The sequence below is a fragment of the Mucilaginibacter sp. P1_A3 genome, from assembly GCF_056406855.1.
Genome location: NZ_JBFTZJ010000003.1, coordinates 107,911 through 130,094, shown reverse-complemented (window position 1 = coordinate 130,094; position 22,184 = coordinate 107,911). Strand labels below are relative to the sequence as shown.

21 protein-coding genes are annotated in these 22,184 nt (G+C 45.6%); 10 read left to right on the top strand and 11 right to left on the bottom strand.

The window, feature by feature from the left end:
* Nucleotides 1-6 precede the first annotated feature (6 nt).
* A complete protein-coding gene (locus AC1D0K_RS07215) occupies nucleotides 7-432 on the bottom strand; it encodes a QcrA and Rieske domain-containing protein (protein ID WP_295711490.1) in 426 nt (141 codons plus the stop codon).
* A gap of 318 nt (nucleotides 433-750) precedes the next feature.
* On the opposite strand from AC1D0K_RS07215, the gene AC1D0K_RS07210 reads away from it, so the two are divergent.
* On the top strand, nucleotides 751-1,026 hold the full coding sequence (locus tag AC1D0K_RS07210) for a hypothetical protein (RefSeq protein WP_477390407.1): 276 nt from the start codon (nucleotides 751-753) through the stop codon (nucleotides 1,024-1,026).
* Nucleotides 1,027-1,178: 152 nt separating this feature from the next.
* Here AC1D0K_RS07210 and AC1D0K_RS07205 read toward each other — a convergent pair whose 3' ends face one another.
* From AC1D0K_RS07205 to AC1D0K_RS07190, 4 genes are all read right to left on the bottom strand, one after another.
* Nucleotides 1,179-1,898, bottom strand: a complete 720-nt coding sequence (locus tag AC1D0K_RS07205) for an LOG family protein (RefSeq protein ID WP_295711486.1) — start codon at nucleotides 1,896-1,898, stop codon at nucleotides 1,179-1,181.
* Nucleotides 1,895-4,453, bottom strand: a complete 2,559-nt coding sequence (gene mgtA, locus AC1D0K_RS07200; RefSeq protein ID WP_477390409.1) for a magnesium-translocating P-type ATPase — start codon at nucleotides 4,451-4,453, stop codon at nucleotides 1,895-1,897. The genes AC1D0K_RS07205 and mgtA overlap by 4 nt, the downstream gene beginning before the upstream one ends.
* A gap of 16 nt (nucleotides 4,454-4,469) precedes the next feature.
* Nucleotides 4,470-5,303 (bottom strand): hypothetical protein, encoded by an 834-nt coding sequence (locus AC1D0K_RS07195; protein WP_477390411.1) that lies wholly within the window; start codon nucleotides 5,301-5,303, stop codon nucleotides 4,470-4,472.
* 173 nt (nucleotides 5,304-5,476) lie between these two features.
* Nucleotides 5,477-7,855, bottom strand: a complete 2,379-nt coding sequence (locus AC1D0K_RS07190) for a phosphoketolase family protein (RefSeq protein ID WP_477390413.1) — start codon at nucleotides 7,853-7,855, stop codon at nucleotides 5,477-5,479.
* 488 nt (nucleotides 7,856-8,343) lie between these two features.
* Between AC1D0K_RS07190 and AC1D0K_RS07185 the strand changes: the two genes are divergently transcribed.
* On the top strand, nucleotides 8,344-9,102 hold the full coding sequence (locus AC1D0K_RS07185) for a glucose 1-dehydrogenase (RefSeq protein ID WP_477390415.1): 759 nt from the start codon (nucleotides 8,344-8,346) through the stop codon (nucleotides 9,100-9,102).
* Between the two features lie 6 nt (nucleotides 9,103-9,108).
* The gene (locus tag AC1D0K_RS07180; RefSeq protein ID WP_477390417.1) at nucleotides 9,109-9,279 is read left to right on the top strand and encodes an AAA family ATPase; all 171 of its coding nucleotides are present in this window, start codon (nucleotides 9,109-9,111) and stop codon (nucleotides 9,277-9,279) included.
* A gap of 31 nt (nucleotides 9,280-9,310) precedes the next feature.
* Here AC1D0K_RS07180 and AC1D0K_RS07175 read toward each other — a convergent pair whose 3' ends face one another.
* On the bottom strand, nucleotides 9,311-9,694 hold the full coding sequence (locus tag AC1D0K_RS07175) for a hypothetical protein (protein WP_477390419.1): 384 nt from the start codon (nucleotides 9,692-9,694) through the stop codon (nucleotides 9,311-9,313).
* Between the two features lie 75 nt (nucleotides 9,695-9,769).
* Nucleotides 9,770-9,979, bottom strand: a complete 210-nt coding sequence (locus AC1D0K_RS07170) for a YgaP family membrane protein (RefSeq protein ID WP_477390421.1) — start codon at nucleotides 9,977-9,979, stop codon at nucleotides 9,770-9,772.
* Between the two features lie 210 nt (nucleotides 9,980-10,189).
* Here AC1D0K_RS07170 and AC1D0K_RS07165 point away from each other — a divergent pair, with 210 nt between their 5' ends.
* From AC1D0K_RS07165 to AC1D0K_RS07150, 4 genes are all read left to right on the top strand, one after another.
* Nucleotides 10,190-11,524: an acetate/propionate family kinase gene (locus tag AC1D0K_RS07165; RefSeq protein ID WP_477390423.1), complete on the top strand. Its 1,335-nt coding sequence runs from the start codon at nucleotides 10,190-10,192 to the stop codon at nucleotides 11,522-11,524.
* A 107-nt stretch (nucleotides 11,525-11,631) separates the two neighbouring features.
* A complete protein-coding gene (glgP, locus tag AC1D0K_RS07160) occupies nucleotides 11,632-13,293 on the top strand; it encodes an alpha-glucan family phosphorylase (RefSeq protein ID WP_477390425.1) in 1,662 nt (553 codons plus the stop codon).
* A gap of 166 nt (nucleotides 13,294-13,459) precedes the next feature.
* Nucleotides 13,460-14,992 carry a sensor histidine kinase gene (locus AC1D0K_RS07155; RefSeq protein ID WP_477390427.1) on the top strand — a complete coding sequence of 511 codons (1,533 nt, stop codon included), beginning with the start codon at nucleotides 13,460-13,462 and terminating at the stop codon, nucleotides 14,990-14,992.
* 95 nt (nucleotides 14,993-15,087) lie between these two features.
* Complete coding sequence (locus AC1D0K_RS07150) at nucleotides 15,088-15,465, top strand: response regulator transcription factor (RefSeq protein WP_477390429.1); 378 nt, start codon at nucleotides 15,088-15,090, stop codon at nucleotides 15,463-15,465.
* Nucleotides 15,466-15,545: 80 nt separating this feature from the next.
* On the opposite strand, the gene AC1D0K_RS07145 is transcribed toward AC1D0K_RS07150, so the two are convergent.
* The gene (locus AC1D0K_RS07145) at nucleotides 15,546-16,598 is read right to left on the bottom strand and encodes a response regulator (RefSeq protein ID WP_477390431.1); all 1,053 of its coding nucleotides are present in this window, start codon (nucleotides 16,596-16,598) and stop codon (nucleotides 15,546-15,548) included.
* A 306-nt stretch (nucleotides 16,599-16,904) separates the two neighbouring features.
* Here AC1D0K_RS07145 and AC1D0K_RS07140 point away from each other — a divergent pair, with 306 nt between their 5' ends.
* Nucleotides 16,905-17,942 carry a sensor histidine kinase gene (locus AC1D0K_RS07140; protein ID WP_477390433.1) on the top strand — a complete coding sequence of 346 codons (1,038 nt, stop codon included), beginning with the start codon at nucleotides 16,905-16,907 and terminating at the stop codon, nucleotides 17,940-17,942.
* Nucleotides 17,943-18,082: 140 nt separating this feature from the next.
* Here AC1D0K_RS07140 and AC1D0K_RS07135 read toward each other — a convergent pair whose 3' ends face one another.
* From AC1D0K_RS07135 to AC1D0K_RS07125, 3 genes are all read right to left on the bottom strand, one after another.
* Nucleotides 18,083-18,943: a universal stress protein gene (locus tag AC1D0K_RS07135; RefSeq protein ID WP_477390435.1), complete on the bottom strand. Its 861-nt coding sequence runs from the start codon at nucleotides 18,941-18,943 to the stop codon at nucleotides 18,083-18,085.
* Nucleotides 18,944-19,242: 299 nt separating this feature from the next.
* Entirely contained in the window at nucleotides 19,243-19,665 is a 423-nt protein-coding gene (locus tag AC1D0K_RS07130) for a hypothetical protein (protein WP_477390437.1), read from the bottom strand.
* A complete protein-coding gene (locus tag AC1D0K_RS07125; protein ID WP_477390439.1) occupies nucleotides 19,662-19,877 on the bottom strand; it encodes a hypothetical protein in 216 nt (71 codons plus the stop codon). Before AC1D0K_RS07125 ends, AC1D0K_RS07130 begins: the two co-directional genes overlap by 4 nt.
* 277 nt (nucleotides 19,878-20,154) lie before the next feature.
* Between AC1D0K_RS07125 and AC1D0K_RS07120 the strand changes: the two genes are divergently transcribed.
* Together AC1D0K_RS07120 and AC1D0K_RS07115 are read left to right on the top strand one after the other, a co-directional pair.
* Nucleotides 20,155-20,982: a DUF6920 family protein gene (locus AC1D0K_RS07120; protein ID WP_477390441.1), complete on the top strand. Its 828-nt coding sequence runs from the start codon at nucleotides 20,155-20,157 to the stop codon at nucleotides 20,980-20,982.
* Between the two features lie 347 nt (nucleotides 20,983-21,329).
* Nucleotides 21,330-22,172, top strand: a complete 843-nt coding sequence (locus tag AC1D0K_RS07115) for a universal stress protein (RefSeq protein ID WP_477390443.1) — start codon at nucleotides 21,330-21,332, stop codon at nucleotides 22,170-22,172.
* Nucleotides 22,173-22,184: the final 12 nt, after the last annotated feature.

Here is a 22,184-nt window from a genome sequence, read left to right as displayed (position 1 = left end):
CAATTTTTAAGAGAACACCCTCAGCGATGTTCCGGTTAATGTAGTTTGATATACCGTTAGGCTACGGTTTGCCGGCGAATTTTTAACAACACCCTTTTCTGTAAAAGCCGAACCATGGTTATTACAGTAAAACTGCTGGCTGCTGCCCTGATAAATCAGGGGATAACTCTCGTGAGTACAGGATTGTTGAACAGCTATATACGTACCGGCGGATGTTTTGGCAACAATAACTCCGTTAGATGCCAGGTAACCGCCGTTAGTAAGCAGTGCTGAGTTAGCTGATGTACTAAGATCAAGTGTAAAGTCTACGCCGGATGGGCCAGTAACGCCAGATGCGGAGCCGTCCGATTTTTTGGAACAACCTACGCAGTTGATAAGGGCGAATGACGCGGCAGTAATACCAATAGCTGAAAGAAATTCTTTTCTGTCCATAAATTTAAAATCAGGTTACATCAATAAGTTTCTATTAAATTTAAAAAGCCTTTAAACATTATAAACGATGTGCCGGCAGAGAGGGCTTTTGTATCGACAAACACCAGAACATAACCGCCCGGGACCTTCTATTTTCACAATACTATCCTAACATTCTGTAGTTGGCATGAAATTGAGGGCATTTAACAGATTTTAACAAAAACCTGATATAACCTCCTTTAAGTCATTCTGCCTCAACTTCAGATTTGCTTCAAATTTCAACGCTATTTTAATGGGATTAAATAAACTACGGCAGCTATTATTGATTGCGATACAAGTATGAATAACCCATTTCCTTTTAGAACCTCTAAATCACGCCCTACCAAACCGCAGGAACAACAACGGATAATTAACGAGCAGATCATCGATTATATGACCACATTACCGGGGGAGAAAAACGCGGAAAGCCTTTGGCTTGCAATATGCGATCAAGGGTATAAGATGAGCATCAGTTCATTTAACACCCGGTTAAAAAAATTGGTAGAAGCCGGCTTTATTGAAAAAATATCTCTGGGTTACAATAAGCACTCCTACAAAATTGCCGATCAGCATTAGTTTGTTTTATCATACTTTAGATAATATAGTCGCAGATTTATATTTCCACACTACCCTGCTTCTTGAGCATCTTTTTTTAGTGTAAACCTTGCTTTGGCATACAATTTTGCAAATTTAATAAGCATAAGTAGCACCCCTCCCATTACCTGTTATCAGGAATCTTCAAAAAGCCACCTTAATGGTTTTGTTACACGTTTGGGTTTTAATCCATACTGCTTGATGCTTTTTTCACGGATCAGGTTTACAGCCTCCTCAATATCGTCGGTCACCAGGTAAAGCCTTGTATCCGGCTCGCTTATGGTCGCGTCCTTTTTCATGATAGCGATGTGGTCGAGCAATTCCTGATGATATTCCCTTCCAAATATGATGACCGGGAAATTATGGATCTTATGGGTCTGTATCAGGGTAAGGGCCTCAAAAAATTCATCCAGGGTACCATATCCTCCGGGCATTACCACAAAAGCAAAAGAATACTTCACAAGCAATACCTTGCGCACGAAAAAATGCTTCAGATACACCCATTTATCCAGATAGGCATTTGGCAGCTGTTCAGCAGCCAGCTGTATATTGCAGCCTACAGACCGCCCACCTACATCTTTTGCCCCCCTGTTGGCTGCCTCCATTAAACCCGGACCACCGCCAGTTAAAATGGTAAATCCCAGGCTGGCAAATGCTGCGCCAGCACGTCGGGTCATTTCATAATAAGGATGATCCTCTTTGAACCTTGCAGAGCCAAATATGGTGATGCACGGACCAATAAAATGCAATGCCCGCAAACCATGAATCAGGTCAATCATGGTTTGCACAGTAAACTTCAATTCCTGCAAGCGTGAATGCGGTCCTTCCAGGAAACGGATCTCGGTTTGATTCATTTGGTTAAAAATTTAAAGCGACCCTTTTTCAAAAGATGATACGCTCCCCTGTAAAAAAAGTATTTAGCAAGTTCAGCGCTAAACATATAGCATACGATGATTAATAACATCCAGCAGTAAAATGCGAAGGATAACTGAACAAAACCAAACCAGGTAGCTAACGATGTTAAAGGCAGGGTCAAGACCACTGTAAGGACAATTATCGTTGCTGTAAAAAGATACTTACCGGGCAGGCTTTTAAAAAATGGCAGGCGTGTACGCACAATCAGTACAATTAAGATAGCCGAAATAACGGATTCGGTAAACCAGCCGGTTTGGAATACCTTTTCATTGGCATGGATGATGAATAATAAGACCCCAAAGGTCAGGTAGTCATAAACCGAGCTTAACAGGCCAAAGGTGATCATAAAACGCCGGATAAACCGCATATCCCAGCGTTGCGGCGTCTGGATATTGATGTCGTCAACACGGTCCGTCGCGATCGCCATTTCTGGAAAATCCGTTAATAGATTCGTGAGCAGTACCTGCTTTGGCAACAACGGCAAAAAAGGCAAAAACAAGGATGCGCCCGCCATACTGAACATATTGCCAAAATTAGCACTGGTGGCCATAAAAATATATTTCATGGTATTGGCAAACGTTTTGCGCCCTTCCAGGATCCCCTCCAGCAACACATTCAGGTCCCTGCTAAGTAATACGATGTCAGCGGCCTCTTTGGCTACATCCACCGCTGTATTCACAGAGATTCCAACATCTGCCGCATGTAAGGCCGGGGCGTCATTGATGCCATCCCCCATAAAACCAACCACATGCCCTACCTTTTTCAAAACCATAATGATTCTTTCTTTTTGGTTAGGCTCCACTTCCGCAAATATATCTGTAAGGGGCGCCTGGTGGCTTAGTGCAGCATTGCTCATTTTTTGTATAGCGGATCCAGTGAGCAACTTAGGGTGCCCAATACCTATCCGTAGCGCCAGGCTTTTAGCAACCAGGGCATTGTCCCCGGTAATTATTTTCAAACTGACTCCAAGTGTATTCAGTTTTTTAATTGTTTCATAAATCCCCTCCTTGGGTGGATCAAACAAGGTAATAAAGCCTAAAAAGATCATCCCACGCTCATCATCTTTTGTTATGATGAGTTTACCGTCAATAGGTTTATAAGCCACACCCAACGTCCGGAGGCCAGCTTCACTTAACCGGGTATATTGTTCATGAAGCACCGTTTCCATTTCCCGGATATCCGCCCGTTTTCCCTCGCTTGTTTCCACCTGGTCACATAACGCCAGGATACCTTGCAGTGAGCCTTTCGTTATTGCCATATTACAGGTGTCATTTTTAACCTGAATAGTCAATCTTTTTCTGATGAAATCATACGGAATTTCCGCCAGGAGATGATAGTCGCTTAGCGTGTCCACGTGCGTATTACATATTGCCTCATCAATGGGGTTATGAAAGCCTTGCTGCATTTTAGCATTAAGCCATGCATATTGCAACACCTTATCGCTATGCCTGCCATTACAATCAAGACTCTCTGCCAGGGTTACCTTTCCTTCTGTAATTGTCCCGGTTTTATCCGTGCATAAGATGCTCATGCTGCCAAAGTTCTCTATAGAAGACAGGCGTTTAACGATCACCTGCTGCTGGGCCATCCTTCTTGCCCCTGCCGCTAAGTTCACACTTATAATGGCTGGCAACAATTGCGGCGTAAGTCCTACAGCCAATGCCAGGGAAAATAAAAAGGAATCCAATACAGGTTTATGAAGCAGTACGTTTGCGGCGAATATGATAATAACAAGCAGTAAGGTTATCTCCATTAACATGTAGCCGAATTTTCTTATCCCTTTTTCAAAATCAGTTTCGGGTGTCCTGCTCATTAATTCTGCGGATATTTTTCCAAATTCTGTCCCGGCTCCTGTTTGGATGACCAATGCTTTGGCCCTGCCGCTGATCACATGTGATCCCATAAACAAGGTATTACTCCGTTTGGCCATGGGAGCATTGGCAGCAACAGCGCCGCAACGCTTTTCAACCGGAAAGGTCTCGCCGGTAAATGCAGCTTCATCTACAAACAGGTCCTGTGATTCCATCAGTAAACTATCTCCGGGAATAAAGTCTCCCGCGGTTAAGCTAACTACATCCCCAGGGACAACTTCTTCCACAGGAATGGCTTTAAATTGACCATCCCGCAGCACATCACAGTGCAGCTGTACCAATTTTAACAGTTCCTTAACCGCGTCTGCGGCTCCTTTTTCCTGCCAGAAGCCTAAAAACCCACTGATTAGAACAATGGCGAGGATAATTGCAGTATCCGCCACATCACCCAAGCAAGCAGAAAGTAAAGCGGCTGCGATTAGTAACAGCGTAACCGGGCTTTTAAACTGTGCCAGAAATAAAAGAAAAAAAGATGTTTTTGGATTGTTCCTGATTGTGTTGGGCCCATAAAGCCGCCTTCGGATGGCCGCTTCCCGATCTGATAAGCCCTTAGAATCAGTGGATAGCTGCTGATAAGCCGTTTCTGTATCAAACTCCCAAAATTTCATTTCAGTATCGGCCATTACTTCCATAGTTTAATCAGCATGGAAAAATGAGCAATGGCACAGAGATATGAACGGGCAGGGAATGCCCTAAATATTCACCTATAATTTCCTCAAAATGAAAGCGGTGATTGACCACAACCAGCAAATCGTTATGCATACCGTTGATCATCACGTCAACCGCTTTGATCAAATCGCGTTCCTGTATATTGTTAAAAAACAGCCGGTCATAATCAAAACGAGAACTTATTTCTTCTAAAAATATACTTTGTGCATATGACTCAATAATATGCGGCAATCCCTTGGCAGATAAATGGGCAATGGTTAAGCTGGCGTTAAATGGCTTAGCCAGCTCAACCAGGTATTTAACAATAGCTATGCGGCAATAGCGGAGGTCCGCTATATAAACCAGGCGTTCCAGATCTTTCAGCGGCCAATCCTCCGGGATCAGCATGAGCGGGCTAAGCACCCGGTTCAATACGCAATAGGCATCCAGTTTCCCTTCCGCATCGTTCTTTTTTACTTTAGAAGGCAAACCCTTGATGATCATATATACCTGATCTTTATTGACCATCTCTGCAAAGCGGGGAATATTGAAATCAGTAATCCTCATTTCTTCAATAACGGGGTTATTGTTACGCTCAGAATAATTTGGTACATCTGTTTCATCCAATACTTTATTTACATACTGTTCATGCTCATCCGCTGCGAGATGTGTTCCAGCCCGCACTTTTTCGCGTTTCTGCTTCCGTACTTTTGAAGTATGACAAATCACTATTTTTGCCTGGATCTTCCTGGCGATCATCTTGGCGAAAACGGCTGCATGAAGGTCTGCCGGCGAGTTGTCATGGAGAACGATAATAGTTTTCATAATGTATCCGGTTGAATATTCCTCCTGTTGTAAATTTTGCAATAATGCCCCGGCAATTAAATGATAAACATCACATCAGGAATTGTTTAACGTCAGACCCTGAATCGAAGTAGTACGCATCATTATGATGATGCGTACTACTTATTGGTAATTTGGCGGGTATGCAAAAACGATCAATCTTCTACTACCGTTTCAGTCCGGGTCCATTTCCAGTTCTTAATTTCGGGCATATCATCCAGATGAGCACAGATATAGTTGTGATGCTCCTTTAATCTGGATTCGCACCAGTTGATAAAACCATCTGCTTGCTGATGCATCCGCGGCACTCTTTTCACTGCTTCCATCGCTAAATGATAGCGGCTCATCTGGTTCAATACCACCATATCAAAGGGCGTAGTTGTAGTTCCTTCCTCCATAAAGCCACGTACATGAAAACGGGCAGGATCAGGGCGGCCATGCACCAGATCATGAATAATGCGTACGTAGCCATGAAATGCGAAAATTACGGGAGCTGTATTTGTAAACAGTTCACTAAACAATTCATCACTCATTCCATGGGGGTGATAAGCCTGCGGAGAGAGGGCCATCAGATCCACCACATTAACTAACCTAACCACCAGATCGGGAAAATGATCCATTAATAATTTCGCTGCAGCAACAGATTCCAGTGTGGGTACGTCACCGGCACAGCCCAATACCACATCAGGCATTTGCCCATGGCTATTACCCGCCCATTTCCAATCAGAAGCTCCTTTGGCACAATGCTCAATAGCTTCTTTCATAGACAACCACTGCAATTCCGGCTGCTTTCCTGCCACCACCACATTTACATAATCTTTGCTGCGCAGGCAATGGTCCATAACCGATAAAAGGGTATTGGCATCAGGCGGCAAATAAATCCTGACTACGGAGCTTTTTTTGTTCACCACCGTATCTATAAAACCAGGCCCCTGATGACTGTAACCATTATTGTCCTGTCGCCAGGTATGTGAAGTCAGTAAATAGTTCAACGATGCTACAGGCTTGCGCCAAGGCAGTTCACGCGATGTTTTGATCCATTTGGCATACTGGCTCACCATAGAATCTACAATGGTGACAAAAGCCTCATAACAGGGGAACAAGCCATGTCTCCCGGTGAGTAAATAACCTTCCAGCCATCCTTCACACAAATGTTCGCTTAATACTTCCATCACCCGCCCATCGTTGGCCAGCTTGTCATCTTTGGGCAAAATCTGTTCCATAGAACGCCTGTTGGTTACTTCAAAAACTGCTTCCAGGCGGTTCGAGGTCGTTTCGTCCGGGCAAAAAAGTCTGAAGTTTTTAGCATCTTTATTAAGGGTAAAAACATCGCGGAGGTATTTGCCAAAATTGCGGGTGCTTTCCGCTTCTGTTTCACCAGGACCTGTTATCTTTAATTCGTATGAGCTAAAATCAGGTAAGATAAGTTCCTTTAGCAGTACACCTCCGTTAGCATCAGGCAATGCACTCATCCGTTTATCCCCTTGCGGCGCCAGAGCGGCCAATTCGGGTATCAGTTTTCCAGCGTCATCAAACAATTCTTCCGGCCGGTAGCTGCGCATCCAGGATTCAAGTAATATCAGTTTATCCGGATCTTCTTTTACCCCGGTAAGTGGCACTTGATGCGCCCGGAAGGTGCCCTCAATTGGAACCCCTTTCCATTCTTTGGGTCCGCTCCAGCCTTTTGGCGTCCGTAAAATAATCATCGGCCACCGGATAGGTGTTGTAATACCGCCCGCCCTGGCTTTTTCCTGTATCAACCTGATCCTCCGGTAGGCCTCGTCCAATATCCCTGCCATTTGCTGATGAACCATCGCAGGTATATCCCCCTCCACAAAAAACACATCATAGCCATAACCAGAGAATAGCTGGGTCAATTGCACATCGGTCATCCGGGCAAGTATTGTAGGACCGGATATTTTATAACCGTTAAGGTGCAGTATCGGTAATACGGCGCCATCACGTACGGGGTTTAGGAATGCGATCGATTTCCAGCTACCTTCCAGCGGAGCTGTTTCCGCTTCCCCATCTCCAACAACGCAGGCGGCCAGCAGGTCGGGATTATCAAATACCGCTCCAAATGCGTGACTCAACGCATATCCCAATTCACCGCCCTCATGCACCGATCCGGGCACATGAGCTCCTACATGGCTGGGCACTCCTCCCGGTGTCGAAAACTGGCGAAACAACTGCCGCATACCTTGCGCATCTTGTCCAACCTCCGGATAAATTTCTGAATAGGTGCCCTCTAAGTAAGTGTTGGCTACAATGGCGGGAGCACCGTGCCCCGGTCCACAAACATAAAGCACATTTGCGCCCGTATTTTTGATCAGCCTGTTCAAATGAACATAGATCAGGTTTAAGCCAGGAGAAGTACCCCAGTGGCCGAGCAAGCGTGGCTTAATATCCCCTGGCTTTAAAGGCTCCTTTAGTAAGGGGTTTCCCTGTAAATATATCTGCCCTGCCGCCAGGTAGTTTGCTGCCCGCCAGTAGGCATTGATATCAGTCAGTTCTTTTTGAGATAATGTATTCATAATTGCTTTTTTGATTACTGAGCCATTAAGGTTGAACTATATATTTGCGATCATTTAGTTTTTTACTTGTGGAATAATCCCCCTGCCATTTTACACGGTTGTCCGGCGGGAGCCACGGCACTGAATCTGACATTCAAAAGCCGCAATAATCGTTAGCGATAGCATTGTAGACAGCTTTACTAAAGCCCACTGTAAACTAAGACGAAGCTACAATCAACCTTTCATCGGATAAATGATGGTTGTTATTTATAGAGATGACAATTGTCACCTTTAGCGTGGAGTTGTATAAAACAAATAGACATAAGCACACCCAAAACAGCGAAGAGACGTAACCATACCCCGAAAAAGCGAGGTTTGGCAACTTCTGCAAAATGACTGCCGAATTTTGCTGCCTGATCTTTACGGTATGGCATCATCCATTTGGGTGACCGTGATCATTCTTTAACCCCGATTTACGCAGGACTTTTGTTTAATAAAATTCTACCATTATGAAGCTATTGACACAAAAAACAGCCCTGGTGACCGGAGCCGGATCAGGGATCGGGAAAGCCATCGCAGAAACTTTTGCCGAACAAGGCGCCAAAGTTGTACTGACCGATATCCATCACCAAAATATCGAAACCGTTGCGGCGGGGATCAACGCGAAAGGAGGAACAGCATTGTGCATTGCTGCGGATATCGCCCGCAAAGAGGACGTACAACTGGTTATAAAATTTGTGCTGGATAGCTACCAAACGCTCGACATACTGGTCAATAATGCCGGCGTTATGGATAATTTCACCCCGGTGGCCGAGGTCAGTGATGAATTATGGAACAAGGTGCTGGGCACCAATCTAAATGGTCCTTTTTTCACCTGTAGGGAGGCCGTTCAACTTTTCCTGAAGAAACAAGGAGGAACGATCATCAATATCGCTTCAATCGGCGGCCTGTACGGCGGCCGGGCAGGCGCCGCTTACACAGTCTCCAAGCACGCCCTGATTGGCCTCACCAAAAATATCGGCTACCAATATGCCACAAAAAACATTCGCTGCAATGCGATAGCGCCCGGTGGCATAAATACCAACATTATTCAAGGCATGGAACCCCACCCCTTCGGTTTTGAAAGAATGAACGCTGGAACCGGTAATGCCCCGCCGGCTGCAAATCCGGAGCAGATTGCAGAACTGGCTTTATTTCTGGCTTCAGAAAAATCAGCTTTCATTAATGGGGCGGTGCTGACAGCTGACGGTGGTTGGACGGCCTACTAATCGGATATGGGCAAAACAATATATATCGCCGCTACTGAAGCGCACAGCGGAAAATCAGTTATGGCCATTGGGCTAATGCACACTCTTTTGGGCAGTGCTCAAAAGGTGCCTTTTTTTAAGCCCATCAGCAGCCAAAGCAGGAAGTTCCGCTATGAACAGGTATTCAGCTGCTCATAGCGGAACTTCGGTAAAATTCACTTAAAAATCTTTACATCCATTTCGCCGCCATGGAGTTAAATTCATGACGCAGGTCGTTAAATATTTTTTCCTCATTGAGGTAACGCTCATGAATCAGGGAATGTTCGTTAGCAACGGCTTCTGAAACCATGGTACCTGTAAGCAGCAGCTCGGCCTCGATGTCCTGGTCATTGACGTGGATATCTTGCTTTAATTCATCCAGGTAATTCCCGTGAATCAGAAACTGGTTCTGGAAATGCTCTACTTCTTCCTGTACTTCGCGCGTCGTGTTGTCGGCTGCGATCTCTTGCAGTCTTTCCTGCAGGATGCCCAACTCCTGTTTATAAAAGGCAGTGCCTCTCAAACCGTCATTGTTCAGGTTTTTGATGTGTTTAATATTAACATGATTTTTCATATGACAAGATTACGGTGGACCTCCCAAAACCGGAATGACCGGCAGCAGCCCGGAAAGTGACACTTATCATTCTACTTATTTGATCAGGGATTTCCGGGTCCGTATCCTTGACGGAAAAAACAATTGACAAAAACTAGCCAGGCCGGTTAGCAGGAGACCAGCAGCGATCACGAGCAACAGCATAGCCAGCAGGCCGGAAATAACGCTAAAAAAATATAAAGCCAAAATGGCGGCAGCCACCAAAACGCACGCTACTTTGTAGAGTATACCGATATTCTTTTTCATATCTGTATAGATTAAATTTGTTAATTAAACGAGCCGGCAATTTGATTGATCCGTTCGCTGATAAAGACAAAGTTCAGTAAGGCCCCACGCGTTTTTCGTGACCCGCAACTGCGTTACGCATGATACTGCTCATTTTTCCGGCTATCAGCGCGTTGCCTGTTTTTCTTTGGGATCCGGATGACACAATTTCAAGGATGAATAACTTATGTCATGGAGCATCCAGTTGTATCAAGGCCACTACCAGTTAATGACCGCCGTCAGTTTTTTTACCCGGCCAGATCATTTTACGCGGCTATGGCCTATACTACCTTTGCAGAAATACGAATTATATCCCATCATAATATCACCGGAGAGGACATGGCTGAACAGGCAGAAAATTATAGCTTATGTGTCAATTGCGGTTCTTCGAGCCTGAAATTCAGCATTTACCAGGCAAATACCTGTTTGCTGGAACTCAGCGGCCAGATTAGCCGAATCGGCCAGGAAAATTCCGGGGTGGAAATTAAAGATGCCGCAGGGCAGCTACTCGAAAGCCGTTCAGCACATTATACCGATTTCCAGGCCGCTGTCAGCGAGCTGATCACCTGGCTAAGTGGTCAAAAAAAATATCAAACCATAAACACCATCGCCCACCGACTGGTACAGGGCGGACCGGACCACCGCGAACCTGAAATAATCACCGATGAGCTGCTCGACGACCTGGAACGATATACATACCTGGCAACAAATCACCTGCCAGTTGAACTTGCAACAATACGGGCATTTCGGGCCGCTTATCCGGGGCGCCGGCAGATAGCCTGTTTTGACACCGCCTTCCACCGCCATATGCCTGCTATCGCGAAAAACTACCCGTTGCCTGTAACATACCGTGAAAAAGGTTTGTTCAAATACGGTTTCCATGGTCTTTCCTTCGCCTATATCCTGGAAGAGCTAATGGCGCAAGATCCGGTTGCAGCCCGGCAAAAAACGATAATCGCTCATCTGGGCAATGGCGCCAGCATGGCCGCGGTAGATCAAGGGTGCAGTGTGGATACCACAATGGGAGTTAGTCCACTCGGCGGCTTAGTGATGGGTTCCCGCTCCGGGGATCTGGACCCGGGCGTGTTGTTGTTCCTGTTAAATCAGTACCAGATGACACCGGCCGAACTGGAGGAACTGCTCAGCAAACATGCCGGCTTAAAAGCCATTGCCGGCGTAAGCGATGTACAGCAACTACTGGAAATGGAACCCGAAAATACGCAGGCGAAAGAAGCGCTCGCAGTTTTCTGTTACAGTGCCAGGAAGCACATCGGTTCGCTCGCTGCCGCTTTGGAAGGTTTAGAAACGCTGGTATTCACCGGCGGCATCGGCGAAAACGCTGCCATCATCCGCGAACGAATTTGTAAGGGCCTCCGTTTTTTAGGGCTGGAACTGGATGTGCAAAAGAATGCAGCAAATGAAAATACCATATCAACAGCAGCAAGCCGTGTAATGGTCCGTGTCATTAAAACTGATGAGGAATTAATGATGGCCAGGCTGGTACGGGCAGCAGCATCTATTAATTAAATGCTGATAATAATGAAAAGAGCCCTCTGGTAAACACTAACGAAAACATTGCCACTGGCAGTAGATGATTACCGGCCCGCGGCCGAAAAAACAAGCTAACGCTCAAAATGATGATGACCAAACCTGAAATTTTCGGCTACTCGCCGGATGAAAAATATGCCACGAGTGTCGCCTACTTCTCGATGGAATTCGCTGTTGACCAGGCGCTCAAAACCTATTGCGGCGGATTAGGCTTTTTAGCTGGCTCACACATGCGCAGTGCATATGAATTTAAGCAAAACCTGTTAGGTATAGGAATCCTTTGGAAATATGGTTATTATGACCAAACCAGGGACAGCGAGGGCTTGATGAAAACCACGTTCATCAAAAAAGAATATACTTTTTTAAAAGATACCGGTATCATTTTTACAGTCAGGGTGCATGACGCTCCGGTGCAGGTTAAAGCCTACCTGCTGCAGCCGGAGACCTTTGGTACCGCCCCCCTGTTTCTGCTAAGCACCGATATCAAGGAGAATGATGAACTTTCACGATCTATCACCCATTACCTGTATGACCCCAATGAGGCGAGCAGGATTGCGCAGACCATTGTTTTAGGGATCGGTGGCGCCAGCTTGCTGGATATATTGGGCATGGCGCCGGATGTTTATCACATGAATGAAGGACACGCGTTGTCGCTTAACTTCTACCTCTATGCCAAATACAAAAGCCTGGAAGAAGTAAGAAAAAGAGTGGTTTTCACGACCCATACACCGGAGATGGCTGGCAACGAGTCGCATAAATACAGTCTGCTAAAAGAAATGTCTTTTTTTTACCATCTGCAGGAACATGAGGTCAAAAGCCTGCTGGGTTTAGCGGGCGATCAATTTAACTACACCCTTGCGGCACTCAAATTCTCAGGGAAGGCGAATGGCGTTTCCAGGCTTCATGGCAAAGTGGCACAACAAATGTGGGGCGGCAACCCCGGTATCTGCGATATCATCTCGATCACCAACGCGCAGAACAAAAATTATTGGAAGGATGCTCCGCTGGATAACGCAATCGCTATCGGGGATGACCAGGCGATCATCCGTCGAAAAAAAGAAATGAAACGGGAGTTGTTTAAGGTGGTGGCCGATCAATGCGGTAAGTTGTTTGATGAAAACACACTTACCATAGTTTGGGCCCGACGCTTTACCGGTTATAAACGGGCCGATTTACTGATGGCAGACTGGGCCCGGTTTATCAGCCTGCTAAACCAGACGAACCGGCCGGTGCAACTAATATGGGCGGGGAAGCCTTACCCCCGTGATGAGCAGTCGATTGGGCTGTTCAACCAGATCATCGCCAGCGCCCAACCGTTTGCCCGTTGCGCGGTACTTACCGGCTATGAGTTGCAGCTGTCTGCATTGTTAAAAAAAGGTTCAGACGTCTGGCTAAATAATCCCCGGCTCTACCACGAAGCTTCGGGGACGAGCGGGATAACAGCTGCGATGAACGGCAGTATTAACCTGTCTATGCCGGATGGCTGGGTACCTGAATTCGCCCGCGACAAGGATAATTGTTTCCTGATACAACCGGCACCAGACACACTTTCGGAGGTGGAAAAAGATGTTCACGAAAACCGGAACCTCATGGACACCCTGGAAAATGTGGTATTACCCATGTATTATGATCACCCGGAACAGTGGCTGGCCATTCTTAAAAAAGCGGCGGCCGATATACTTCCCAATTTTGAGTCAGGACGGCTGGCCAATGAATATTATACTAAAATGTACAACGGTAATAAATAAAATTTCAAGTTTAAAAACCATGTTATAACGATTATTCTTTTTTTTGGGAGAGAGAGGAGGGCTCCTCGTCACTCGTATTGTTTCGCTGTTGATTACTAAGAAATAAAATATATAATTTGTTAATTTATAGTAAATTAGCAATCAACAACTACAAAAACCTTTTTCTATGGATGATGTTCGCCCCTCCTCCATTCAGTATTACGAGAAGCTTCCCATAGCCGTATATCTATGCGACCGAAACGATGTATTGGTGGAATATAATACCGCTGCCGCGTCACTGTTCGAAATCACTCCGCTAACGGGACAAAAAGATTGGTACCCGGCCCTAACGAAATATGACCACGAAGGGCGCCAGATCGATGCAGGCGATAAATCCGTAACGATGGAGATCAAAATGCATCAGGATGGTGTTCGGCAGGAGATCCGCTACCGGATGCCCGATGGTGCCGACCGGTATGTCCTGGTCTCTTCCATCGCGGTTTGGGACGAGGCAGAAAACTACGACGGCGCAATCCATACGTTGATCGATGTAACCGCTCAGCGCAGGTCAGAAAGACAACAGGCCCTGCTCGCCGCTATCGTCGATTCATCCGATGACGCCATTATCACCAAGGATCTGGATGGCCACATCACCAGCTGGAACCGGGGCGCGGACCGGCTGTTCGGCTACAGCGCCACCGAAGCAATCGGAAAGCACATTAGCCTGATCATCCCCGCCGAACGGCTGGCGGAAGAAAAACGGCTCATCAAAGCGATTAGCGAAGGCAAAAAGGTGGAACATTTCGAAACCGTGCGCCGAACCAAAACTGGGCAGGAAATACCGATCTCGCTGACCGTTTCGCCTGTACGCGACACTTCGGGCCGGGTTGTCGGCGCCTCCAAGATCGCCCGTGATATTACCCGGCAGAAACTGGCAGAGGAACAGGTAAAGACCTATACTACACACCTGGAGGACATGGTTGCACAACGGACCGACGAACTGAACCGGGCCTTGCAAAAAGAAAAGGAATTGAGTCAGCTAAAGAGCCGTTTCGTATCAATGGCCTCTCATGAGTTCCGCACACCGCTCAGCGCAATCAAACTCTCCGCCTCCCTCATCGAAAAATATGCGCAGCCTTACACGGACCTTAATATTGCCAAACATATAGGCAAAATCAAGAATTCCGTCAATAACCTTTCCGGCATCCTGGGCGAGTTTCTTTCAATGGAAAAGCTGGAGTCTGGGAAGATCAGCGTTTCGCTGACGGAATTTGACCTGTCTGAATTTTGCCAGGAAACGGCCCTGGAAATGCAGATGCTGGCCAAACCAGGACAACGACTACTTTACCGGCATACGGGAGCAACAGAACCAGTGCTGCTGGATCAGCAATTGCTCAAGAACTGCCTTCATAACCTGCTATCCAACGCGATCAAATATTCAGCTGAAGATACCATAATCAGGCTGGATACAGAACTTCTCACCGGCGAATGCCGCCTGTCTGTCTCTGACCAGGGAATCGGTATACCGGAAGGAGACCAGGTGCATTTGTTTAGCCCATTTTTTCGCGCAGGGAACACCGGGTCGATCCAGGGCACGGGGCTGGGTCTGAATATTGTGGACAGGTACGCGAGCCTCATGGATGGGGCGATCAGCTTTGAGAGTCAATCCGGCCAGGGTAGCACCTTCACACTGCATTTCCGGCAGCCGCAGATCAAGTAAAGGGACGTTTCAAAACTAATAGGAATATTAAACAATCTTTGTTAATTTTATAGATAGTCTGCGGCCAGCTCACCGCACAACAAAAAACAGCCACCATGAAAAAGATCTTACTGATAGAGGACAATGATGACATCCGGGAAAACACCTGTGAGCTGTTGGAATTGGAAGGATACGAGGTTGTGGCGGCTACCGACGGACGGGCCGGAATGTTGCTTGCACAGGAATGCCTTCCGGATATTATTTTGTGCGACATTATGATGCCCCAGGCCGATGGCTATGAGGTGTTTCGGGAATTAAAAGCCATACCTTCAACCGCGGCCATTCCATTCATATTTCTTACTGCTAACTCGGAAAATACGGAAATGGAGGCTGCCCTGCGCTTAGGCGCCGATGGCTATATCCGCAAACCTTTCAGTTCCGAAGAACTCCTGGAAGTGCTCGGCCGCTGCTGCCTGCTCGCTGACAAGCACTGACGGTGGAAGTTTTCACATGATTATCGTAACATTCCGTTCAACCTGGCGATGGGCACGGGAAAGGTTTACCAACCCTCCTTTTAGTTTTTCATGCGCTCGAGGCGCTTCAAATCGAGTACCGTGATCAGATTGCCGTTCTTATCAATCAGGCCTTCGCTCCGGAAATCTGATAAGGTACGGCTGACCGTTTCGGTAGCCATACCTGCCAGCGCCGCCAAATCTTCACGGGATATTTTGAGCCCGGCATCGGTGGAAACGGACTGACGCTGCAGGCGCAAAATAGCTTCGGCCAGCTTTTTCCGGACCGAATGATAAGCCATCTGCAATAGCTGATCCTCGTTTTCCCGAATCTGATCAGCCAACAGCTTAATAAACTGACGCGCCAGATCAGGGTATACACTCAGCAATTGCTCCAGTTGTTCTTTGGGAATAAGACAGAGCTGACTGTCCTCGAGCGCTGTGGCAGTTTCGGCATAGGCATCATCGGCCAACAATGCGTGGATACCCAAATATTGGTCTGCGGTATGCATAGCGGTGATCAGTTCACGGCCATCCTCGGCCAGTTTACTGGTCTTTATTTTCCCCTCAAGTACACTATAAAGCCCGTTCCCTTTATCACCTTCATAGTAAATAACCTGGTTCTTTTTGAAATGCCGCGTCTTGCGTTCGCGAATAATCCGTTGCAACTCCGCCAGTCCATTGTTCCGGGCAACAAGATGGCCCAGCTGGTCCAGGGTCTTGCTGTAAAAGTCCTTTTGCTGGTCCCTTTTTTTCAAGCGGCTTTCAATTGCGTTCAGCAGTTCCACATCGTCAAAAGGCTTGGTCAGGTAATCGTCGGCACCCATTTCCATAGCTTTGCGCAGATCCACCCTGTCGGCCTTAGCTGTCAGAAAAATAAAAGGAATATGGGCCGTTTGGGGCACTTTGCCCAACAGGTGCAACACACCGTATCCATCCAGTTCCGGCATCATGATATCACATAGGATTATATCAGGCAGCTGTATCCGGGCCTGCTCCACCCCTTCTTTGCCATTACCGGCAACATATACCGTATGACCTGCCAGCTCCAATATCTCCGCTACGCTTTCGCGGATATCGCAGTTATCTTCTATAATCAAAATTTTGATATTCATGTTCCAGTCTCGTTAACTATAGCAATTTAACATTCTGTTGTGAAATTCAATAACTTGACTGCCAGTACACAGCACGTACTGGCGGCACCAAAGAGTAGTATCATATAGTACTGTTACCGTTTATTACCGACCCCTAAAATTAGGCAGGCCAGTCTCCGAAAAATATGACCGGAGACACATCAAGAGGTGATCATCGTCAGAAAAATCCCGCAACTATTGTGCATAACATGACTAAACTCATGCCTTCTTCTGTTAGCCATCATTGCGTTACCGGGCAGAACAGGATAAATTGTCTAAAAAAAACAGATGAACAATAACCAATTAGCAGCGATCCTCGGCTGGAGGAAATATGTTGAGCATAGCAATGAGAGAATCCCTGACCGCGGGGATAATATTATGTATCGTTTCCGCCTGCTGTTTTATACCGGCTGCGGGGTTTCTGTCGTCCTGGTTGTGGTGTTGGGATTGATTTCTTATGTGCACCTCAGCCAACTGCAGGCTACGACCGCCCGCACCGGCCTGCAATCCGGTGCATTGAGACAGATCAAACTATTTGTGACCGCCGGAACCGCCATGGTGCTGATGATTGTGGCTTTTTTGGTCTATATCGTCCTGAATGAGCTGAAGAGCCGTTCCCGGGCCTACCAGCACGAACATCAACTGAATAAACTGAAAAGCAATTTTATCACGCTTGCGTCGCACGAGTTCCGCACGCCATTGAGCTCGGTAATGCTCTCAGCCGCGCTGATCGAAAAATACGCCCAAAAACAGGAAACGGAAAATATCGTCAAACATAGCCTGAAGATTAAAACTGTGGTTCACCGACTCGAGGTTATCCTGGATGACTTCCTTTCGCTCGAAAAACTGGATACCGGGCGGGTAATGGCCAGCGCCGTCAGTTTCGACCTGGATACGTTGTGCCGGGAGACGATGGAGGAAGTATGTTTCATGGGCAAGCCTGGTCAGCAGTTCAGCTATGAACAAACGGGTAACGCCGGCATGGTCGGACTCGATCAGGAACTAATCCGAAAGGCACTGACCAACTTATTGTTCAATGCCGTCAAATACGCGGGTGAACAGGCGCGTATCTGGTTGCTGCTGCAAATTACGGAGGAATGGATCACTATCAGCGTGAAGGATAATGGCACCGGTATAGCAGAAAAAGACCAGCAGCAACTGTTCACGATCTTTCACAGGGTTGATGATTCGGGAAATATCCCCGGCACGGGACTGGGGCTGCACATTGTTAAACGATATGTACAGTTGATGGGCGGCACTTTAAGCTTTTACAGCAGGCCGCAGGACGAAACCTGTTTTGAAATGACCTTTCCGGTAAACCGCTGAGCTTTCAGTTTTAGGAATGCGGAAGGAACCGATAGCGTAAAAGACTGACAGGGACCGGCAGCCAGAAAAAAAAGCGAATAAAAAGGTATGGTCAGCGGAGGACTAAAATTAATCTGCAGCAGTTCCGTGATCATTGATTTTCAATTCTTGCCGGGAAACACCAGTACAGGTATATGCGGACGACTGAGGGCTTTCATCGTATGACTGCCCTGCAACATACGTGAAAAAAAAGAATGTGGATAATGTACAAGCGCGAGCAGATCCGCTCCCGTTTCCCCGCAGAGACGATCAACCCTCGCGAGGAAATCCTTACCTCTGATATCTTTGTATATGATCTTCGGATAATTTAATTTGTAGACCTGGCTCACGAACGACAGTTTCTTTTGATCATCCGCTCCTTCCTGTTTACCGAACTGACTGACATGAACAATTTCCAGTTGAAAATCAAATAGTTCCCCCAATTTGACCAGGTATTTAACGGCTTTCATATCCCCGGCGTTAAAGTCTGTGGCGAAAACCACTTTTTTTATTATGCCGAGGTCGTGCTCCTGCGGTATGACCATTACAGGGCAGCCCGCTTGTTCTATCACCGACCGGGTGTCGTTCCCGAACCATAGATGATCAAAAGCGCTTCCAGACCTGCCGCCCATCACGATCATTTCAATCTGCTGCTGTTTAACTATAGTGACGATGTTCTCGCTGAGGCTGCCTTCGGCTATCTGGCGGTGTACAACCGGGTTGTAACTCATTGAACCCAGCTTACCAATCATTACTTCAAGTTGCTCGGTAAGCTTGAGAAGATGCCCGCGGCTTTCATCCATCTGCCAACTCGTTTCTTCGGCCACAAAGCCACCGCCTATATGATAGGGTGTTACCGGGATGCCGGCTATATTGTGCAGTAATAGGAGATCGGCATGCAGCTTTTCTCCCAACATCACCGCCGACCGTGCCGCATGCGCAGCGTTTTCGGAAAAGTCAGTAAGCAGAAGTATTCTTTTCATGGTATTTTAATTAAGGCTTTACTTTCAAATCTTTCCATTTTATTGCTCTCAAAGAATGACCCGCCATCTTTTAATTTACTGATCAGGGCCTGTTATTCCTTCGAGATTTGTGACCATCAACATAACAATCCGAACGACGAATTTAAATTTTTGTAACCCTCCTAATCAATCCAGAGATGAGCAGCACCAATAAATCAGAGATGATTTCTTTTGGTCGGGGCCCATGCCTGATTAGATGGAAAGGGTTAACGTCATCATCGAGATCATGGATGAGTTGGTTATATAGAGTATCATCGCTTTTATTCCGCTTTTTCCTTTGTCATGATCGCTTCCGTGTAATTGAATAGGTCTGTCTTGGTTACCTTCACCGCTGCAAACAGAGCCCATAATTCTGTTCCCAGCTTATTGTATCTTTCCAGAAAATCAATTCCCATTTCCTTTTTCGAATCGTCAATGAACGGTTTAAGAAAATGGAGAAATTCCGGAATCTTTATTTTAAGGGAATCTATATGCTGTTCCTGTCCCCGTATTTTTGTTATAAAGTCTGCTGCCGTGGCTGGCATTTCTTTTAGAGGGCACGCTTCCTGGTATTTAAGCAGAATATTCTTAAAAAAACGCACTTCATCTTCCATAAAAGAAATGTCCTGCAACCAGTGCTCGCTTAAAATATACAGTTCCTGTAGTTCGTACTCTAATTGAGTGTCGGATTGTTTCGTGTTCATAGCTTTATAATTGATAAATTTTCGTCGTCCATCAACTCCTCAAAAACATGAGGAGGCCAGCCTGCCAAACCAGTTTGTGGAATTTCTGCCGGAATGATCATGGCATTACAAAGGGGTACGTTGGCTTTTAATTGCTTTGCCAGTTCAAATCCATAACGGGCAACCTGTTTCCAACCCTCTGAAAAATCATTGGTTATTACTATTGTTTTCATGACTTTACACAATCAATTTGTTATATAAAGCTGCCTAATTATTTGCAGTATAAAACTGATGACGGTCATGTTTTATGGTGACCTTATGTCGGAAAAAACAGTCATATTAACCGGCGGCAGCCGATATTTTATGAACTAAAATGAGTTTCGGCATTTTTTCCTGGGCAATATCTCTGCAATTTTGAACAGCATTGATATTGACCGGACTCTTTTTAGCACGATCATGGTTAAATAAGCACCAGAACTATTTTGACACCCTTTATTATCATATCATCCTATGTTTAGCTTTAACGCTTTCACATCACTGAAAAAGATCTTCGCAACAGAAGTTCGGGCTGAAACCGAGCAGTATTATCTCTCCGGGGTAAGCCGACCTCTACGGGATATAACGGATTTGCCAGAAGTTCTGCAACAGTGCTTGTCTGCCTCTGGCTTCGCCGGTAAAGAAAATTTGATCTGTTGTAGCATCAGTTGGAAAGAGGCGTTTTTAAAAATAGCCAATCAACAAAACTGGGCTCCCCTGGTATGCAAACAGGTGAACTTTCTTCCGGCACCTGCGAGAATCGTGTATATGCGATCCAAATTGATGGGTGTAGTGCCGTTTGCTGCGCGGGATAAATATCAAAATGGTAAGGGAAGCATGCTGATCAAGCTGATGAATATTTTCACACTATCTGATACCCAGGGAAAAGAAATGGATGTGGCGGAACTGGTAACGATTTTGGCAGAAACCATGCTGATCCCAGCCTATGCGCTACAACCCTATATTAGCTGGAGAGAATTGGATCATTATACCCTGGAAGGGATCATTCATGATCGAGGTGTTTCTGCAAGCGGTATTTTCTACTTCAATAAACACCATGAGTTTCTTCGCTTTGAAACTTCAGATCGATATTATACGGATCACGGAACTTTCAAAAAGTATAAATGGATCGCCTATGCTGGAGGTTATATGGAAAGAAACGGGATCAGGTTCCCTTCCGAATTCAGGGCAGTGTGGAAAATGCCGCATGAAGATTGCTGCTACTTCAAGGGTAAAATTGACGGACTGGAGAACAATATATTTGATAGAGCGATATCAAACACAATAGACGGAAGCAGCTAAACATGTCTGTTTAGAACAAATCCTTTATCACATCTATTTTAGCACCTAAGTATATCCTGATTTGACATCATCGAAACTGTTGGAATGTGCTTTATCTTATTAAAAGGTTGATAAATGAATTCGTGATTTGCATCATCTATTTTAATGCCAGCCATCATTATATAACTCAATTTTTTAAGAAATATTTGTAATTGTAAGTAAGCCATTGCCAAAAAAGCAGTAATTATTATGGCGGAAAGACTAATGAAAGCTATTGATATACATTTATTTATTGCTCATCAATAATAAATATAAAAGCAATGCAGGTTCTTTCGCCAATTGACCTTAAATCACCAATAAATAAAATTATGGAAAAGATACTCGTCACTACCGACCAGTCCACCAATTCAAGGGCCGCAATTCGTTTTGCCATTAAGCTGGCGAAGCAACGCAAAGCCGAATTGATTATTCTTCATGTATACCATCTGTTAAAACCCTTCAAATGGAGTGAACAAGCCTTTGAAGAGTATGCCGGTAACTTCAGAAAAAAAACGGTTGAAGAGCTATCTTCATTTATTGCAGAAATCTACAAGGCTATTGAGGAACCTGAAAGCAACTATCAATTGGTACTGGTATCTAACATTGATGTGGTGGATGGGATCATGGATTATGCAAACAAACATCATTGCTCCTATATATGTATCAGTACCCGTGGTGCGGGCGCCCTCACAAAAATATTCGGGACCCATACCGCTAAGCTCATCTCCAGTTCTGCAATCCCTGTACTATGCATTCCAAGTAATTATCATCTCAAAGAATTAAAGCATATTCTGTATGCATCGGACATGACCGATTACGAACGTGAACTCGATAAAGTAATTGCCTTTGCACGGCCTATAAAGGCGACTGTTGAGATGATGCATATTTCCTATCCTTATGAGTTTGCATTTGATAAAGAGTTTATGGAGGCTATGTTAAAGAAAAAAGCGAATTATACTGTGAGTATCCTAAAAAGAGAAAGAGATATCACCAATGCTTTGCTGGAAGATATTGACGATGCCATTAAAATCAGTAAACCATCTCTTTTGGTTTTGTTTACCCACCAGTCAAGGTCCATGTTTGAAAAATTATTTTTCCCTTCCAATGCAGAAAATTACTCCTTTCATGGAAAAATCCCTTTACTCACCTTCAATAAAATGGAAAACAAATAACAGCTTACCAAA

Coding starts and splice junctions, on each gene's coding strand:
- mgtA (WP_477390409.1), bottom strand. CDS start 4,453: ATGGCCGATACTGAAATGAAATTTTGGGAGTTTGATACAGAAACGGCT.
- AC1D0K_RS07210 (WP_477390407.1), top strand. CDS start 751: ATGAATAACCCATTTCCTTTTAGAACCTCTAAATCACGCCCTACCAAA.
- AC1D0K_RS07165 (WP_477390423.1), top strand. CDS start 10,190: ATGGAGCATCCAGTTGTATCAAGGCCACTACCAGTTAATGACCGCCGT.
- AC1D0K_RS07180 (WP_477390417.1), top strand. CDS start 9,109: ATGGGCAAAACAATATATATCGCCGCTACTGAAGCGCACAGCGGAAAA.
- AC1D0K_RS07115 (WP_477390443.1), top strand. CDS start 21,330: ATGGAAAAGATACTCGTCACTACCGACCAGTCCACCAATTCAAGGGCC.
- AC1D0K_RS07155 (WP_477390427.1), top strand. CDS start 13,460: ATGGATGATGTTCGCCCCTCCTCCATTCAGTATTACGAGAAGCTTCCC.
- AC1D0K_RS07145 (WP_477390431.1), bottom strand. CDS start 16,598: ATGAATATCAAAATTTTGATTATAGAAGATAACTGCGATATCCGCGAA.
- AC1D0K_RS07215 (WP_295711490.1), bottom strand. CDS start 432: ATGGACAGAAAAGAATTTCTTTCAGCTATTGGTATTACTGCCGCGTCA.
- AC1D0K_RS07185 (WP_477390415.1), top strand. CDS start 8,344: ATGAAGCTATTGACACAAAAAACAGCCCTGGTGACCGGAGCCGGATCA.
- AC1D0K_RS07120 (WP_477390441.1), top strand. CDS start 20,155: ATGTTTAGCTTTAACGCTTTCACATCACTGAAAAAGATCTTCGCAACA.
- AC1D0K_RS07195 (WP_477390411.1), bottom strand. CDS start 5,303: ATGAAAACTATTATCGTTCTCCATGACAACTCGCCGGCAGACCTTCAT.
- AC1D0K_RS07175 (WP_477390419.1), bottom strand. CDS start 9,694: ATGAAAAATCATGTTAATATTAAACACATCAAAAACCTGAACAATGAC.
- AC1D0K_RS07170 (WP_477390421.1), bottom strand. CDS start 9,979: ATGAAAAAGAATATCGGTATACTCTACAAAGTAGCGTGCGTTTTGGTG.
- AC1D0K_RS07150 (WP_477390429.1), top strand. CDS start 15,088: ATGAAAAAGATCTTACTGATAGAGGACAATGATGACATCCGGGAAAAC.
- AC1D0K_RS07205 (WP_295711486.1), bottom strand. CDS start 1,898: ATGAATCAAACCGAGATCCGTTTCCTGGAAGGACCGCATTCACGCTTG.
- glgP (WP_477390425.1), top strand. CDS start 11,632: ATGATGATGACCAAACCTGAAATTTTCGGCTACTCGCCGGATGAAAAA.
- AC1D0K_RS07140 (WP_477390433.1), top strand. CDS start 16,905: ATGAACAATAACCAATTAGCAGCGATCCTCGGCTGGAGGAAATATGTT.
- AC1D0K_RS07130 (WP_477390437.1), bottom strand. CDS start 19,665: ATGAACACGAAACAATCCGACACTCAATTAGAGTACGAACTACAGGAA.
- AC1D0K_RS07125 (WP_477390439.1), bottom strand. CDS start 19,877: ATGAAAACAATAGTAATAACCAATGATTTTTCAGAGGGTTGGAAACAG.
- AC1D0K_RS07135 (WP_477390435.1), bottom strand. CDS start 18,943: ATGAAAAGAATACTTCTGCTTACTGACTTTTCCGAAAACGCTGCGCAT.
- AC1D0K_RS07190 (WP_477390413.1), bottom strand. CDS start 7,855: ATGAATACATTATCTCAAAAAGAACTGACTGATATCAATGCCTACTGG.